Source organism: Streptomyces sp. NPDC002671 (assembly GCF_053592475.1).
In genome coordinates this window covers 1-15439 of record NZ_JBSFVU010000075.1, presented here as the reverse complement: position 1 = coordinate 15439, position 15439 = coordinate 1, and the positions used below count along the sequence as shown (strand labels likewise).

The window sequence follows — 15439 nt, the reverse complement described above, 5'->3', positions numbered from 1 at the left end:
ACCCCGGCCATCTCCTCAGGTGTCACACCACCCCAACGACACCCGCAGCCCAACAGACACGCCACTCCCGAGTGAAGCTGACCAAGCCCTACTAGGACTTGTCCGGGCGATCATGCGCCGAGTCAGATGACCAGGGTCGCTGCGGTGTCAACATGATCCTTTCTAGCCTCTGCTTTCAAAGCAGCTGATAGAGGCAGAACGGCACGAGAAACGGGACGGGATGTCGGACAACGAGCCCGAAGCGTGGGTCATATGGGGTGAGGGGACCATGTTTCGACGGCCCGCCAACAACGGCATGTTGCTCAACGGTCCGGTCTCTGCGGGCATGGAGCGGTTGATTGCCTGCATTGCAGCGTTGGATCCTGGCTGGACACCGCCGCTTCCCTAGCCCGATGTCGAGGTGTGGTGGGGGGACCCTGTGGTGGTGGACGGGCCGTGGGTGATCTTCACCTCTGGCACCGAACGGGAGATCCGAGCACATGTGGACCGCTACGAGGACGTGCGCGGAATGCTGCGTGCATCCAGCGTGTGGGGCTCGCGCGGCGGTGATCCGAAAGCGACGGCCGATGCCGGGCCCTGCGGACCGCGCCATGCCACTCATGCAAACACCCCCTCGTGGTTCTCACGTGTTCACGGGGATTCCCGGGCCGTTCTGGCCGCTGGCCCCGAAACCGCCCCGCCTCCCTTCGGTGCGGCAAGCCGCTGGCGAGCGCTCGACAACAGCGGGTTGAGGCCGTAACGGCGGTGGTCCGTCCGGCAGGTCTCGTGATGCGAGGGAGCGGCGCACAGAAGCCAGGAGCAGGCTGGATAGGGGAGGTGGGTTGCCGTGGCGCGAAACAAAGCCATTTCGCCCGTCGAGGGTACGGCAGTACTGGAAGCTCTGTTCCACCAGTCCCCGACTGGCCTGATGGTCCTGGACACGGAGCTGCGAATCCTACGGATCAACGTCGACACGCCGTTCCTGTACGAAACGTCCCCTCAACAGCTCACGGGCCGGCGCGTCACCGACGTGTGTGACCTTTCCGCGCCTGGTGAGGTCGAGGCGATGCTGCGCAGCGTGCTGGAGAGCGGCGCGCCGACACGGGGGCGACTGGTGAGGGTGCGTCCGAAGGGCGCGCCGGGGCCGGAGTGCCAGTTCTCCGTCTCGGCATGTCGTCTTGAGGACGCGCAGGGGAGGATCTTGGGGGTGCTGACGGAGATACTCGATGTCACCGAACGTGAAAAGGTGCACGCCCGTCTGCGCGTCCTCGACTCGGTGCGCGAGCAAGTGGGACAGACCCTCGACGTGGTGGCCACCTGCGAGGAACTGGTGCAGGCGGTGGTGCCGGACCTCGCCGACATCGCCGTGGTGGAAGTGGTGGACGCAGTGGTGCGTGGCGAGGAACCTCCGCCGTGTCCTCTCGGACGAGAGGTGCCGCTGCGCCGTGCCGCCTTCGGCCGCAGTGGTGGCGATGAGCAGGTTCAGGCACATCCAGTGGGTGACGTGCGTGCTCTGCCGTTTCCGACGCCTTACGCGCAGACGTTGACCGACCTCAAGCCCCGCCTGGTCGCCCTGGGCCCCGAAACGCCCTGGCTGGCGCCCGTCCCGCTGCATGCCGATGCAATCCGTGCCTCCGGTGCCCACAGCCTTATCACCACACCCCTGACTCTGCGGGGAAACGTGCTGGGACTGATGAGCCTGTACCGAACCGACCAGGGCGACGTCTACGACCAGGGCGATGTCACCCTTGCCGTCGCAGTGGCTGCTCACGCCGCACTGTGCATCGACAACGCCCGCCGTTACACCCGCGAACACACCATCGCCTTGACAATTCAGCGCCACCTGCTGCTTCCCGAGGCTGCGACGCAGACGACCGTTGAAACCGCGCACATGCTGGTGCCCTCTGAAACGGGTGGAGGCGGCGGGTTCGACACATTCGCCCTCTCCGGCGCCCGCACCGCGCTGGTGGTCGGCGAAGTAGCCGGCCAAGGCATCCATGCGGCCACCACCCTGGGACAGATAGGGACCGCCATGCACTCCCTGGCCGCGCTCGACCTGGAGCCCGACGAGCTCCTCGCTCGCCTCAACGACACCGCAATACGCCTGGCCCAGGAACGCGCAGCTCTGCCGCCCGGCGATCCCATGCCGCTCAAGGGAAGCTGCGTGTACGCGGTCTACGACCCGTTCGCCCGGACCTGCACCATCGCCCTGGCCGGCCACCCCCCACCCGTGATCGCCCATCCCGACGGGAATACCGAGATCCCTCACCTGCCGAGCGGACCTCCCCTGGGCAGTACCGAAGGACCCCCCTTCGCTGCCACCACGGTCTCTGTCGCCGACGGCAGCATCCTCGCCTTCTACACCCCATCCCTCCTGACCACCTCGCAGTCCGCGGATACCCTTCAACGGGTGCTGGTCCACGCTGACCGGCCACTGCAGGATCTGTGCGATGACGTGCTCTACCGGCTGAGGAACGACACGCGTCACGGCGACGTCATCCTCCTCCTCGCCCGCACCCACACATTCCCCGCCGATCAGGTCGCCGCGTGGCATCTCGACCACCACCCCAAGGCTGTCGCCGCGGCGCGCACCCACACCCAACACCAACTCACCCATTGGGGAGTAGACGAGGAAACCGCCTACACCACCGAAATGATCGTCAGCGAACTGGTCACCAACGCCATCCGCTACGGAACACCGCCTGTGCAGTTGCGGCTCATCAAGGACCGCACGGTCACCTGCGAAGTCCACGACAGCAATGCCCTCGCGCCGCGGCTGCGCCACGCCAAGACCATCGACGAAGGCGGGCGCGGCTTGTTCATCATCGCCCAACTCGCACGGAACTGGGGCGTCCGTTACTCCCTCGACGGCAAGACCGTCTGGGCCGAGCAGAATCTCCCGCCCGCAACCTCGCCCCGTCCCCAACAGCGGTCATAGCGACGCCGAGGGCGCGCGGATCGTCGTCGGCCAACGGTATGCCTCCCTCTGCGACCGGTGGCATCGCGTCCCCAGGACTAGGGCGGGCCCGGCCCGTCCGGCGGGAACAACCTCAGCGATATCGACTTCAGCTGACAGTAAGGAGAACACCTGGCCGATGCAGCCCGGACGGGTCAGCCAGTTCCGTGGGTCCCCTCCATCGTTCCGCGCATGGTGGTCAGCGGGCCGCGACCGGGAAGAGCATGCAGCTGCTGGTGGCGTGGGCCAGCAGCCGGTCGTCGGAGTCGCGGAGTTCTGCCTGGGCAAGGGCGGTGCGGCGGCCGCTGTTGAGGACGGTGCCGATAGCGCGGATCTTTCCGGTGTCGACGGTGATCGGGCGCAGGAATTTCAAGGTCAGGTCGATCGACGTGTATCCCATGCCCTGGGGCAGCACTGACTGCACCGCACAGCCGGCCGCCGAGTCGAGGAGCGTGGCATAGACGCCGCCGTGGACGCTGCCTATCGGGTTGTAGTGCTCCTCGCCCGGCACCAGTACGAAGACCGCCCGGCCGTGCTCGGCCTCCTCCAGGGTGAAGCCCAGAGTGGCGGCGATCGGCGGGGCGGGCAGGCGCCCGGCCAGGATTTCGCGGAGGAAGTCGAGGCCGCTGTGGTGAGGGACGGCGTCGGCGGAAATCGCAGGGTTTTCCCAGCCGAACACGCGTGATCTGTGCATTGCCGCTCCTGTCCGGTCGGTCGCATCGGCACTCAGGGACTTCTTCGATGTTTCGGACATGCGGCAGCTCCTCGGGGGCGTGTGTTGTCGGTGTGGTGTGCCGGTCGGCGATGGCGGGGCGGGCCCGTTCTGCGCTGGAATCGTCCTGCGGGGTGTTTCAGCCGCCGCTGGGTTCAGGGCTGTCCGGGCTGACGCGAATGAGACCCGGGCCGGCGTCGACGAACGAGTTCCCGAGCTGCACGTCGTGGCCGTTGTCGCAGCGGAGCACCGCGTGGACCGGGGCGCCGCAATTTTCGTGGCGTACGACCACAGGGGGCCCTTGTTCGTCGGCGGCCCAGGTGTCGCCCCACTGCCGCAGCGCCACGAGGACGGGCAGGAAGTCCCGTCCCTTCTGGGTCAGTCGATAGGCGTACCGGGTCCGCTGGCCGGGCTCCTGGTAAGGGACGCGCTCCAGGAGCCCGGCAGCGGTCAGTTCTTTCAGGCGCGCCGCGGCGGCGGGTTCGCCGATGCCCACACGCTTGGCGAAGTCGTCGAACCGGCGTGTGCCGAAGAACGCCTCGCGCATGATCAGCAGCGCTGTCCTGTTGCCGACGATCTCCAGAGTCCTGGCGATTGAGCAGTTGGCCATGGACCAGGCGTCCCGTTCCTCCAGTAGATCCTTCATCTCTCCACCCTCCACCTGGCTTGCCTCATGCCAAGTCAGCCTATACCGTCGTAGCTAACTTCTGCAATCGTAAGTCAGCCGGGATGAGCGCATCCCGAGGGAGGAATCATGGACATCAGCACAGCAACCGTCCTGGTCACCGGGGCCAACCGCGGGCTCGGCAGGGCACTCGCCCAGGAACTGGTCGCGCGTGGCGCCACGGTGTACGGGGCGGCCCGCCGGCCGGACCAGATCGATCTGCCCGCTGTGAAAGCCATACGGCTCGACGTCACCAACCCCGCCTCCGTCGCCGCAGCTGTCGAGGAGGCCCGTGACATCACAGTGCTGATCAACAACGCGGGCAGTTCCACGGGCGCCGATCTGCTGACCGGCAGCTGGGACGCCGTCCGCCTGGAGATGGAGACCCACTACCTGGGCACCCTCGGAATGATCCGGGCCTTCGCCCCCGTGATCGAGTCCCAGGGCGGCGGCGCCATCCTCAACATCCTGTCCGCGCTGTCGTGGATCAGCTTTCCCGCCGTCGGCGCCTACGCCGCCGCCAAGTCCGCGGAGTGGAGCCTGACCAACACGGTTCGTCAGCAGCTCGCGCCCCGGGGCATCGCCGTGTCCGGACTCCACGTCGGCTACATGGACACCGACATGGCCCGCAATGTCACCGGGCCCAAGAGCGACCCGGCGGACGTCGCCCGCGCGGCCGTCGACGGCATTGCCTCGGGGGCTGCCGAGATCGTCGTCGACGATGTCAGCCGCCAGGTGCAGGCCGACCTCGCCGGTGGCGTCGCCGCCCTTTACCCGCAGCTCGGCTGAGACGAGGACACCGTGACTTCCGCTCCTTCCCCCGCCCCGGGCCGGCTCAGGCCGACCGACCGGCAAACCGGTGTCCGGCCCTCCCAGAACCAGCCCTCCCGGCTCGCCGCCGCCGTCACGCTCATCGCGATGTGTCTGGGCGCCATGACGACCTTTCTGCTGATCACCGCATCGGTATCGGCTCTGTCGGCCATCCAGGACGACCTGCACGTCTCCCCGACCGGCCTCGTCTGGATCCCCTCCGCGTACACCCTGGTCGTGGCCAGTCTGGTGATGTCTGCCGGCACCATCGGCAACCTATACGGCCGCAAGCGCACCTTCCTCATCGGCGCTGCGGTCATGATCATCGGGTCGCTCATCGTCTATGCCGCCGGTTCGGCGGGAGGCGTCATCTCCGGCCAGTTCATCTCCGGCCTCGGCGGTGCTCTCATCCTGCCCAACAGCCTGGCCATCCTGGGAGCAAATTTCCCCGACCCCCACCGGCGCACCGAAGTCGTCACCGCCTGGGCGGCCTCGTCCGGCATCGGACTCGCCGTCGGCCCTCTGATCGCGGGCACACTGCTGGACCACTTCCACTGGAACACGGTCTTCCTGTCGACCGCCGTCCTCGCCGTGGTCACCATGGCCACCGCTGTCTTCGTCGCCGAATCGCACGGCCCCGGCGGCAAACTCGACATCCCCGGCCAGGTCCTGGCCGTCCTGGGCATCGCCGCCCTCGTCTACGCCCTCATCGAAGGCGGACACGACGGCTACACCAGCCCCCGCATCCTCACCGCCTGGATCATCGCGGCCGCGGCCCTGACCGGTTTCGTCCTCGCCGAGCGCGCAGGCAGCACACCCATGCTGGACATGACCCTGTTCCGGTCGGCGTCGTTCAGCGCCGTCATGTTCGTCGGGGCCGTCTCCCTGTTCGGCTTCACCGGAATGGCCATCCTGTCGGTGCTCTTCTACGAGCGCGTCCAGCACCTGTCCGCCCTGGACGTGGGATGGCGGCTGCTGGCCTTCTTCGGCGTCTACGTCATCGTCGCCTACGCAACCGGACGCGTGATCCGCCGCACCGGCTTCAAGCTCCCACTGACCCTCGGCTTCCTCATCGGAGCCGCCGCCACGACCGGATTCATCACGCTGGATCCGACCACCCCCTATACGAGGGTGTGGTGGCTGTACGTGCTCTTCGGAGCCGCAAGCGGGATGGTGGCCGCGCCGAGCACCGCCGCCGCCCTGGTCAGCGTCTCCCATGAACACGCTGGCATGGCCTCCGGAGCCGTCAACGCCTTCCGCCAGATCGGATCCGTCACCGGCTCCTCCCTCCTCGGCGCCCTGCTCGCCAGCCGGCTTCAGTCCCAACTGCCGGCCCGGCTAGACGCCCACCACGTCCCCCGAGCAGCCTGGCCCGCCGTCGAGCACGCCGTCTCCACCGGCAGCGGTGGCCACCGAGCGGCCCCGCCGAACGTGACCGCCGCGATCGGCGACGCCTTCACCTCCGGCGTCCACACCGGCATGATCGTCATCGCCGCCGTGTTCCTGTGCGCGGCCCTCGCCTCAGCCCTTCTTGTGCACAACCGACCGCACCACACCACCGTCACGACGAACTGACGCGTAGCTTCCAGGAGCGTCGCCGAGAACCGCGGATTCGCCTGCGCAGCGGTGCCGACGGGGCAGGGGCGGTCAGGCTGCCGTGGCAGGGCGTGGCTCGCCGTGGAAGACCTGGCGGGTGTGCCAGTGGCGGTGAGCGGCCACGACGGGGCGTGCGCCGGGCTGTGGGCCGACGAGTGGACGGCCCGCGAGGGCTATGACGTGCTCGCGGGCGGCGGGGCTGTGGCCGAGAAGCGCTGTGAGACCAGGATCCGGTTATCGTCTCCCACGCCGAGGACGTCCTTGTCGAAGAGCTTGTGGTGCAGCGCGTACAGGCACAGCCCGTTCTCGATGTCGTCGGGGCCGCCGAACGCCCACCAGCGCACGTGGGCGGCCTTCAGCCCGACCGGCACCGCGCCGCTCCTGCCGTCGTAACTGCAGAAGGCGCACCGGTACTCCTGCGGGCCGACCCCGTGGAGACCCCGTCGCTGCCGCCCGAGCTGGCGAGCCTGTCGCCGCGCGAGCGGGACATCCTCGCCCTGGTCGGCGATGGCTGACCAACCGTGAGATCGGCAAGAAGCTGTACCTGTCGGAGAAGACCGTCAAACACGACTCCGGGGAACACGCGGACCACTGAGGGTTCAGGCGTTCTCAGGGTTCAGGAAGGGCTGCCGGTTCAGGCCGTGGTGAGGAGGTTCTTCACCTCGACCACGTCGACGATCTCCTCGACCTCGGCCACCAGCCGGGCTCCGGTCGCCGACGGTATCCGTCCCGCCAGTTCGACGATGCCGTCGTGCACGCTCACCTCGACGGCCTTCCGGTCGCCCGGTGAGCAGACGGCCTCGATCCTGGCCTCGACCTCCGCCTGGATCCCGGCGTCGTCCCTGATCAGGGCCTGCAGCAGTGCGTCGCGGCCCACGACGCCGACCAGCCGGTCCTCGTGGTCGGTGACCGGGATGCGCTTCAGCCGGGACAGCGCGGCGAGCCAGGCCGCCTCGGCGACGGTCGCGCCCGGCAGCACGGTGATCGCGGGGCTGGTCATCAGATCGGCCGCCGTCTCGCCCCGTGCCTTGCTGTGCAGGCGCCGCTCCCGCAGCCTGCCGACGCGCCCGGGCCGGTGGCCGGAGGCTTCGAACGCCACCTTCGCCAACAGGTCCGACTCCGAGACGACTCCCACCACGCGGTCGCTCTTGTCCACCACCGGGACGGCACCGATGTGCTCACGCGCGAGCAGCCGGGCGATCTCCCGGTACGACAGGTCGTCCCGCAGGGAGACGGCGGGCACCTCCATCACGTCCCGCACCAGGGGAAGCGCGGCCTCGGGGGCCGGCGCGGCCGGCGGAGCCGGCTGGGTGGTCCCGCTCGCCGGGGCACGCGAGGAGGGCTCCTCTGAGGTCGCCGCGTGTCTGGCAGCGGCTGCGGCGACCGCCCCCAGGTAGCGGACCAGCATCTCCTGCCGTTTCTCCTCACCAGGGCTCCAGGGGCGGGCGGGCAGGCCCCGCCGGGCTTGGCTCTCCGCGGAGAAGTTCTCGTGCGCGTTCACGGCGGCCTCCGGATTCCGTCGGATTGCCTACCGTCCCAGTCTTTCGCCCTGCCGCTCGGCGCCAAGAGCCGAACGGCCCTGGTGGGACGGCATGACGGCCCTATCCGGTGCGGGCCGGGACCGGGACGGTGACACTGAAGGAGCAGCCGACCGGCAGGAGGCCGGCCATGAGCCTGCGGGACTTCCTGGAGCGGTTCCGCCCGACCGGTACACCGGGGGCAGCCGCCACCGGCGTACCCGCCGACCGGACGGCGGAGCGCGCTGCCGAGCTGGAGCCGACCCTGGCGCGCCTCGCAGCCGTTGAGCAGGAGGCCGCCCGCATCCGGACCGCGGCTGACGAGGCGGCCGAGGCCGTCCGGCAGAAGGCCGCGCGGGAGGCGGCGCGCCTCGTGGCAGCTGCCCGCGAGCAGGCCCCCGAAGTACGACGGCAGGCCGCGGCCCCCGTCCTTCACGAGGCGCGGCGCGAGGCGGATGCCCTCCGTGCCGCCGGTGAACGGGCCGCCGAGTCGGTCCGGGAGCGGGCCCGGGAGCGGATGCCGGAGCTGGTGGACCGCGCGGTGGCCGACGCCCTGGGATCGCTGTCAGGGACGGACGGGGCAGGCGGGGTGCCATGAGCGCCGGATGGGTGGCCGGAGCGGTCCGGGCGCGGGCCCTGGCCGACCGGTACCCGGGTGCCGTCGGGGCACGGGAGATCGCGGCGTGCGCGACTTTCGACGAGGCCCTGCACCGGCTGGCCGGGACGCCGTATGTGAAGTACGCGCGGGCGACGGCCGGTCTGCCCGAGGCGCAGCGGGCGGTGTCCGCCACGCTGCTGTGGCACTTGAGGGTGCTGGCGGGCTGGCTGCCGCGGAACGGGGCCCGGCTGCTCGTTCCGCTCGCCGCCGGATTCGAGGTCGCCAACGTGGCCTCCCGGCTGACCGCGCCGGACGTCCCCGAACCGTACCGGCTCGGGGCGCTGGAGACCGCCTGGCGGCGACTCGAACAGACCGGGACGCCCGCCGAGTTGCGCGCCGCGCTCGCGGCCTCTCCGTGGGGCGACCCGGGCGGCGACACGCCCTGGGCCGTGGTCACGGGCATGCGGATGGCCGCCGCGCGGCGCACCGCCGTCGCCGTACCGCAGGCCCGTGACTGGGCCGTCGCACGGGCGGCCCTGCTGACAGCGCGTGAACTGTTCGTGCATGGGCGCTCCCTGCCGGAGCCTGCCCGCCGCGACGCGGCTCGGCTGCTCGGGACACAGGCGCCTGCCGCCGCCTCGTACCAGGAGTTCCACGAACGTCTGCCAGTGGCGGCCCGCCGGATCCTGGTGGACGTCGAGGGACCGGACGGGCTGTGGCGGGCCGAGACCCGCTGGTGGCGGATGCTCCGGGACGACGGCGCCGCCATGCTGCACAACAGCCGGTACGGACCCCGGGTGGTCGTAGGCGCGGTCGCGGCGCTCTCCGTGGACGCGTGGCGGGTTCGGGCGGCCCTGGAGTCGGCGGCCCGGGGCGGACGGCTCGGGGAGGCGTTCGATGCCCTGGGCTGAGGCGATGACGCCGGTCCGGATGCGCCGTGTGGCGGTGATCGTGCCGCAGGCGGCGCTGCGGGACACCCTGGTGCGGATCGCCGAAGCGGGCTGTGTGGAGCTGGAGCGTGCCGAGGAGGCGGCCCCGGGCCCGGCGGCGATACGGCTGCGGCGGTTGCAGGGGCACGGCGAGGCCGCCGGACCCGCGCTCCTGGCTGCCGCCGCGCCCGACCTGGATCAGCTCGAACAGCGGTGCAATACGGACCTGCTGGTCGGCGAGGCCCAGCTGGAGGAACGCGCGGAGGGTGCCGTACGGCGCGGCGAGGTGGCCGCGCTCGCCGGATGGTGCCCGGCGTCGGAGGTGCCTCGCGTCGCGGATCGGCTGGCGGCTGCGGGCGGCGCGTTGGTGCCGCTGCCGTCCCCACGCGGCACGGACCCGCCGACGCTGCTGCGGTCGGCCGGACGGGTCTCCTTCACCCCTCTGGTGACGACGTACGGCACACCGGCGTACACGGACCTGGACCCCTCGTGGCCTGCGGGCCTCGCCTACATCGCGATGTTCGGGATCATGTTCGGCGATGTCGGGCACGGAGCGCTGCTGCTCCTCGGAGCCCTGGCACTCCGCCTCGGTCGGCCCCGGCGCCTCGCCCCGCTGCGCCGCTTGTGGCCCTTCCTCGCGGGCGCCGGCCTGGCGTCGATGCTCGCGGGCGCCGCCTACGGGGAGTTCTTCGGGCCGACGGGCCTGTTGCCGGTGCTGTGGCTGAGCCCGCTGGCCAGCCCTGCCCGGCTGCTGGCCGCCGCCGTGGTCCTCGGGGCCGGGCTGCTGGCGCTCGCGCACGCCGCCGGTGCCGTCAACCGGGTGCGGGAGGACGGCTGGAGCCCGGGGCTGTACGCGGCATCCGGCTGCGCCGGGCTGCTGTTCTATCTGGGGCTCGCGCTGGCAGCCGCAGGCCTGGTCCTGCGCGTGCCGGCTCCTGCGGTGGCGGGGGCCGCGCTCGCGGTGACCGGGCTGGCGCTGGTCGCCCTCGGGCTGTTCCGGGCCACGGCGGGCGGGGGCGCGGGGCTCGCCGAGACGGTGGTACGGCTGTTCGACGTGGTCGTGCGCACGGGCACCAACACCCTGTCGTTCGCACGGCTCGCGGCCTTCGGCCTCACCCACGCCGCACTCGCCGATCTGGTGTGGCGCGGGACCACTGGCCTGGCCGGACACGGGGCCGCCGGGGTCCTCGGCGCCGCCTTGCTGTTCGCCGTGGGCACGGCCGTCTCCTTCGGCCTGGAGGCCCTGGTGGCCGGTGTACAGGCCCTGCGGTTGGAGTTCTACGAGCTCTTCTCCCGGCTCTTCGAAACGGAGGGCCGTCCGTTCCGTCCCTGGCACGTTCCTCCGGCGGAACCTGCCGACGCGCTCCTACGAAGGTGATCCCATGCTCACCTGGCTGATCGTCCTGCCCGTCCTCGTGGCGGTGCTCGGTGCCGTACGGCTGCTGCGGCGGCGCCGGACCGGACACGTGTTCCGCTGGCTGCTGGCGACGAACCTCGCGCTGCTGGCCGGTGCCTGCGTCGTCCTGGCCACGGCACTCGCCGGGCCCGCGCAGGCCTCGGCCCAGGCCGCGGCGTCCGGCGGAGTCAATGGGACCGCGCTGATCGCGGCGGCCATCGCGGTGGCCGGGGCCTCCGTCGGGGCCGCGATCGCCGTCGCCTACACCGGAGCTGCGGCACTGGCCGCGCTGAGCGAACGACCGGAGCTCTTCGGCCGCGCGATGGTGATCGTCGGCCTGGCGGAGGGCATCGCCGTGTACGGGCTGGTGGTGGCGATCCTCCTCATCGGAAAGGCGTGACCGTGAGCACCGTGGCCGCCATCGGCGCGCGGACGAGGGTGAGCGGGCTGGCCCTGGCCGGGGTCGACGTCCTGGTCGCGGAGGATCCAGACACCGTCCGGCGCATTTGGCAGGACCTCCCGGACTCGGTCGGACTTGTGATCCTCACGGGCGAGGCCGCCGAGGCGCTGGGAGCGGCGGTGACGGAGCCGGATCCGTCCCGGCCGTTGACGGTGGTGATGCCCTGATGGCGGCGCCGGTGGACGCGTTGGCCCCCGTCCGCGCCGAGTTGCTGCGGGCGGCCCGGACCTCGGCCGACGCGGTCCTGGACCGGGCGCGGGCCGACGCGGACGAGACGCTGCGCGTCGCGCGCGGCACGGCCGAGCAGGTCCTCGCACAGGCCCGGGAAGCGGGCGAGAGGGACGGCGCCACCACAGCCTCCCGCGAGCGGGTCCGTGCGATCGAGGACGCCTGGGCCGTGGAACTCGCCGCCCGTGCCGAGGTCTACGCGGACCTCCGGGCCAGGGTCCGCGCGGGTGTGCGGCAGGCCCTGGCGGACAGTGTCGTCCCGCGGGAGCGGCTCGCGGAGCTGGCCCGGCGCCTGCTGGGCGCGGACGCCAGGGTCATGGCCGTACCGGTTGGCGGGGTGACCGCCGACGTGCCCGGACGCCGCGTCGACCTGTCCGCCGACACGCTTGCCGACCGCGCCCTGGACCGGCTGGGAGTCGCGGCCGAGAGCCTGTGGGAGCAACCGTGAACAGCCCCCGCGCCGTGCGAACACCCCCGCAGATCCTGCGCGTCGCCGGACCGCTGGTGGAGGTGGCGTGCCCTGCCTCCGTGGCCATGCACGATCTCGTTGTGCTGGGAGCCGCTCGGCTCCCCGGCGAGGTGGTCGCCATCCACGGCGGCACGGCCACCGTCCAGGCATACGAGTACACGGGAGGCCTGGCACCCGGGCATCCCGTCGAGCCGCAGGGCCGACCGCTGTCGGTGCGGCTCGGCCCCGGGCTGCTCGGCGGTGTCTTCGACGGCCTGCTGCGCCCTCTGTCCGGCGCCGGGGACCTTCTCCTGACCGGCGGGACGGGAGGCGCGCCGGACGGGCGGACTCGGGTTTTCGCACCCGCCGTGGCCGAGGGAACGCAGGCGGCGGCCGGTGCCGTCCTCGGCGAGATCAGGGCGAAGGTGCCTCTGCGGCTCCTCGTCCCGCCGGACCGCTCGGGCGAGGTGACCCGGGTCGCGGCGGCGGGCGAGTACACCGCGGACGCGGTGCTCGCCGTCGTGGACGGGCACGAGGTGCGCATGGGGCAGGCCTGGCCGGTCCGCAGGCCGCGCCCCGTGGCCGAGCGGCTGCCCGCCGAACTGCCCCTGCACACCGGGCAGCGGGCCGTCGACCTGCTGTTCCCCGTGGCGCGCGGCAGCACGGTCGCCGTCCCCGGCGGCTTCGGCACCGGCAAGACCATGCTGCTCCAGCAGATCGCGAAGTGGTGCGACGCCGACGTCATCGTCTACGTCGGCTGCGGCGAGCGGGGCAACGAAATGGCGGACGTGATCGAGGAGTTGTCGGAGCTGGCTGACCCGCGCACCGGGGGGCGGCTGTCCGAGCGGACGGTGACGATCGCCAACACCTCCAACATGCCCATGATGGCCCGCGAAGCGAGTGTGCACACGGGTGCGACGGTCGCCGAGTACTTCCGCGACATGGGCCTCGACGTCGTCGTCATCGCCGACTCGACCTCCCGATGGGCGGAGGCCCTGCGCGAGTTCGCCTCCCGCATGGGTGAACTCCCCGCCGAAGAGGGCTATCCGGCGGGGCTCGCCTCCCAACTGGCCGCGTTCTACGAACGGGCTGCGGCGGTGCGCACCCTCGGCGGCGCGACCGGGTCCGTCACGGTGATCGGCGCCGTGTCCCCGCCCGGCGGTGACCGCACCGAGCCGGTCACCGCGCACACCGAGCGCTTCGTGCGGTGTCTGTGGAGCCTGGACCGCGACCTGGCCTACGCGCGCCACTACCCGGCCGTCTCCTGGGTGGACTCGTTCTCCCGGGACGCCACCGCGCTTGCCGTCGCCCACACGCGGGCCGGGGACCCCGACTGGGCGAGAAGGCGAGGCCGGGTGGCCGGGCTGCTCGCCGAGGCGGACCGGTTGGCCGACCTGGTCGAACTGGTCGGCATCACGGCCCTGCCGCCGCGCGAGCGGATCAGCGTGCTCGCCGGCCGGCTGCTGCGCGAGGCGGTGATCCAGCAGAGCGCGCTGTCCCCGGCCGACGCCTACAGCGCGCCGGAGAAGACGACGGCCCTCGTGGAAGCCGCGCTGACGGTGATCGACCGCTGCGTGGAACTGGTCGACTCGGGTGCCGCGGCGGACGCAGTGGAGGCGGTGGACTTCACCCCGCTGGTGCGGGCCCGCGAGAGCGCCGGTCCCACGCAGACCGCTCCGGTCGCGGCGGCCCGCGACACCGTGCTGGCCCGGCTCGGGGAGGCGGCGCCATGAGCGGGTTCACGGACATCGAGTACACGGGGGTGCGCGAACTGCGCGGCCCGCTCGCGGTCGTGGAAGGCGTGAGCGCGGTGGGCTGGGACGAGTTCGCCACCATCGTTCTCGATTCGGGTGAGCGACGGCACGGGCTCGTCCTGGAGGTGGACCGGGATCTCGCGGTGGTGCAGGTACTGGAGGACACGGCCGGCATGGACCGCACCGGCACACGTGTCATCTTCTCGGGCACGCCGCTGCGCATCCCGGTCGGGGCCGGCTGGCTGGGCCGGGTGTGCAACGGGCGGGGCGAACCGGCCGACGGCGGGCCGCCTGTCCTGGGCGGGACGGATGCGGCGGTGGGCGGCGCGCCGATCAACCCGGTGCGCCGGGAGCCGCCGAACGAGCCGGTGCTGACCGGCGTGTCCGCCGTGGATGTGCTCACCACCCTGGTGCGCGGCCAGAAGCTGCCGGTGTTCTCGGCGGCCGGTCTGCCACACCTCGAACTGGCGGTGCAGATCGCTGCCCAGGCCACCTGCGGGGACGAGGCGTTCGCCGTCGTGTTCGCCGGCATGGGACTCACGCACGCCGACGCGTCGTTCGTCCGCGCCGGGCTGGCGGAGCGTTCGGCGGCGCGGGAACTGGTGCTGCTGCTCAACACCGCCGACGACCCGGTCATCGAGCGGCTGCTCACCCCGCGCATCGCGCTGACGGTGGCCGAGCACCTGGCGTTCACGGAGGGCCGCCATGTCCTGGTGGTGATGACCGACATGACGGCCTACGCGGAGGCGCTGCGCGAGGTGTCCGCCGCACGCGGCGAAATCCCTGCCCGCCGGGCCTACCCCGGCTATCTGTACAGCGACCTCGCCTCCCTCTACGAACGCTGCGGCCGGATCCGGGGCCGCCCCGGGTCGGTGACCGTCCTCCCGGTGCTCACCATGCCGGCCGGGGACATCACGCACCCCGTCCCGGACCTCACCGGCTACATCACGGAGGGCCAGATCGTGCTGTCCGCCGATGTGCACGCCACCGGCGCGTATCCGCCCGTGGACCCCCTCGGCTCGCTGTCGCGTCTTATGCGCAAGGGAGCCGGGGCGGGGCGGACCCGCGCCGATCATCCGGACGTCGCCGCGCAGCTGATCGCCGCGCTGGCCCGGTCGCGTCAGGTGCGGGAGCTGGCCGACCTGATCGGACGGCCGGCGCTCAGTCCGACCGACCTGCGCCACCTGGACCTTGAGGACGCCTTCCGGCAGCGGTTCGTCGCCCAGGGCACGGACGAGAACCGCTCGTTGGACGAATCCCTGGATCGCGCCTGGGACGTGCTGCTGACGCTGCCACGCAGCCAGCTGGGCATGATCCCGGCCGAACTGCTCGACGCCCGCCGCCCCTCGCAGGAGGAGGGGCCGCCGTGAACGGGCACGGCAGGCGGGCGCC

14 protein-coding genes and 2 pseudogenes are annotated in these 15439 nt (G+C 71.6%); 12 read left to right on the top strand and 4 right to left on the bottom strand.

Annotated features, from left to right (window positions below):
• Positions 1–826 precede the first annotated feature (826 nt).
• The gene (locus ACWD35_RS42460) at positions 827–2917 is read left to right on the top strand and encodes a SpoIIE family protein phosphatase (RefSeq protein WP_451356699.1); all 2091 of its coding nucleotides are present in this window, start codon (positions 827–829) and stop codon (positions 2915–2917) included.
• A 217-nt stretch (positions 2918–3134) separates the two neighbouring features.
• Here ACWD35_RS42460 and ACWD35_RS42455 read toward each other — a convergent pair whose 3' ends face one another.
• Together ACWD35_RS42455 and ACWD35_RS42450 are read right to left on the bottom strand one after the other, a co-directional pair.
• Positions 3135–3629, bottom strand: coding sequence for a PaaI family thioesterase (locus ACWD35_RS42455; protein ID WP_451356698.1), 495 nt, complete (start codon positions 3627–3629; stop codon positions 3135–3137).
• A 157-nt stretch (positions 3630–3786) separates the two neighbouring features.
• The gene (locus ACWD35_RS42450) at positions 3787–4293 is read right to left on the bottom strand and encodes a winged helix-turn-helix transcriptional regulator (protein WP_451356697.1); all 507 of its coding nucleotides are present in this window, start codon (positions 4291–4293) and stop codon (positions 3787–3789) included.
• Between the two features lie 108 nt (positions 4294–4401).
• On the opposite strand from ACWD35_RS42450, the gene ACWD35_RS42445 reads away from it, so the two are divergent.
• Together ACWD35_RS42445 and ACWD35_RS42440 are read left to right on the top strand one after the other, a co-directional pair.
• Complete coding sequence (locus ACWD35_RS42445) at positions 4402–5100, top strand: SDR family oxidoreductase (protein WP_451356696.1); 699 nt, start codon at positions 4402–4404, stop codon at positions 5098–5100.
• 12 nt (positions 5101–5112) lie between these two features.
• Positions 5113–6696: an MFS transporter gene (locus ACWD35_RS42440; protein WP_451356695.1), complete on the top strand. Its 1584-nt coding sequence runs from the start codon at positions 5113–5115 to the stop codon at positions 6694–6696.
• A 72-nt stretch (positions 6697–6768) separates the two neighbouring features.
• Here the strand turns inward: ACWD35_RS42440 and ACWD35_RS42435 are convergent.
• Positions 6769–7133 (bottom strand): annotated as a pseudogene (locus ACWD35_RS42435) (HNH endonuclease); the annotation flags it as partial.
• On the opposite strand from ACWD35_RS42435, the pseudogene ACWD35_RS42430 reads away from it, so the two are divergent.
• Positions 7134–7285, top strand: a pseudogene (locus ACWD35_RS42430) (helix-turn-helix domain-containing protein); the annotation flags it as partial.
• A gap of 66 nt (positions 7286–7351) precedes the next feature.
• Here ACWD35_RS42430 and ACWD35_RS42425 read toward each other — a convergent pair.
• Positions 7352–8218 carry a CBS domain-containing protein gene (locus ACWD35_RS42425; RefSeq protein ID WP_451356694.1) on the bottom strand — a complete coding sequence of 289 codons (867 nt, stop codon included), beginning with the start codon at positions 8216–8218 and terminating at the stop codon, positions 7352–7354.
• A gap of 167 nt (positions 8219–8385) precedes the next feature.
• Here ACWD35_RS42425 and ACWD35_RS42420 point away from each other — a divergent pair, with 167 nt between their 5' ends.
• Genes ACWD35_RS42420 through ACWD35_RS42385 form a run of 8 tightly spaced genes read left to right on the top strand, consistent with a single transcriptional unit; the run spans position 8386 to position 15417 of the window.
• Positions 8386–8832, top strand: coding sequence for a hypothetical protein (locus tag ACWD35_RS42420; protein ID WP_451356693.1), 447 nt, complete (start codon positions 8386–8388; stop codon positions 8830–8832).
• Positions 8829–9743: a hypothetical protein gene (locus tag ACWD35_RS42415; RefSeq protein WP_451356692.1), complete on the top strand. Its 915-nt coding sequence runs from the start codon at positions 8829–8831 to the stop codon at positions 9741–9743. Before ACWD35_RS42420 ends, ACWD35_RS42415 begins: the two co-directional genes overlap by 4 nt.
• Positions 9730–11139 carry a V-type ATPase 116kDa subunit family protein gene (locus ACWD35_RS42410; protein WP_451356691.1) on the top strand — a complete coding sequence of 470 codons (1410 nt, stop codon included), beginning with the start codon at positions 9730–9732 and terminating at the stop codon, positions 11137–11139. Before ACWD35_RS42415 ends, ACWD35_RS42410 begins: the two co-directional genes overlap by 14 nt.
• Positions 11140–11143: 4 nt before the next feature.
• The gene (locus ACWD35_RS42405) at positions 11144–11557 is read left to right on the top strand and encodes an ATP synthase subunit C (protein ID WP_451356690.1); all 414 of its coding nucleotides are present in this window, start codon (positions 11144–11146) and stop codon (positions 11555–11557) included.
• 2 nt (positions 11558–11559) lie between these two features.
• A complete protein-coding gene (locus tag ACWD35_RS42400) occupies positions 11560–11784 on the top strand; it encodes a V-type ATP synthase subunit F (protein ID WP_451356689.1) in 225 nt (74 codons plus the stop codon).
• Entirely contained in the window at positions 11784–12293 is a 510-nt protein-coding gene (locus ACWD35_RS42395) for a hypothetical protein (protein ID WP_451356688.1), read from the top strand. Before ACWD35_RS42400 ends, ACWD35_RS42395 begins: the two co-directional genes overlap by 1 nt.
• Positions 12290–14026 (top strand): V-type ATP synthase subunit A, encoded by a 1737-nt coding sequence (locus tag ACWD35_RS42390; protein WP_451356687.1) that lies wholly within the window; start codon positions 12290–12292, stop codon positions 14024–14026. The genes ACWD35_RS42395 and ACWD35_RS42390 overlap by 4 nt, the downstream gene beginning before the upstream one ends.
• Positions 14023–15417 (top strand): V-type ATP synthase subunit B, encoded by a 1395-nt coding sequence (locus ACWD35_RS42385; RefSeq protein WP_451356686.1) that lies wholly within the window; start codon positions 14023–14025, stop codon positions 15415–15417. Before ACWD35_RS42390 ends, ACWD35_RS42385 begins: the two co-directional genes overlap by 4 nt.
• Positions 15418–15439: the final 22 nt, after the last annotated feature.

Bases quoted from the DNA above. Each gene is read 5' to 3' on its own strand.
- ACWD35_RS42455 (WP_451356698.1), bottom strand. From the start codon at position 3,629: ATGCACAGATCACGCGTGTTCGGCTGGGAAAACCCTGCGATTTCCGCC.
- ACWD35_RS42450 (WP_451356697.1), bottom strand. From the start codon at position 4,293: ATGAAGGATCTACTGGAGGAACGGGACGCCTGGTCCATGGCCAACTGC.
- ACWD35_RS42445 (WP_451356696.1), top strand. From the start codon at position 4,402: ATGGACATCAGCACAGCAACCGTCCTGGTCACCGGGGCCAACCGCGGG.
- ACWD35_RS42420 (WP_451356693.1), top strand. From the start codon at position 8,386: ATGAGCCTGCGGGACTTCCTGGAGCGGTTCCGCCCGACCGGTACACCG.
- ACWD35_RS42415 (WP_451356692.1), top strand. From the start codon at position 8,829: ATGAGCGCCGGATGGGTGGCCGGAGCGGTCCGGGCGCGGGCCCTGGCC.
- ACWD35_RS42410 (WP_451356691.1), top strand. From the start codon at position 9,730: ATGCCCTGGGCTGAGGCGATGACGCCGGTCCGGATGCGCCGTGTGGCG.
- ACWD35_RS42405 (WP_451356690.1), top strand. From the start codon at position 11,144: ATGCTCACCTGGCTGATCGTCCTGCCCGTCCTCGTGGCGGTGCTCGGT.
- ACWD35_RS42395 (WP_451356688.1), top strand. From the start codon at position 11,784: ATGGCGGCGCCGGTGGACGCGTTGGCCCCCGTCCGCGCCGAGTTGCTG.
- ACWD35_RS42385 (WP_451356686.1), top strand. From the start codon at position 14,023: ATGAGCGGGTTCACGGACATCGAGTACACGGGGGTGCGCGAACTGCGC.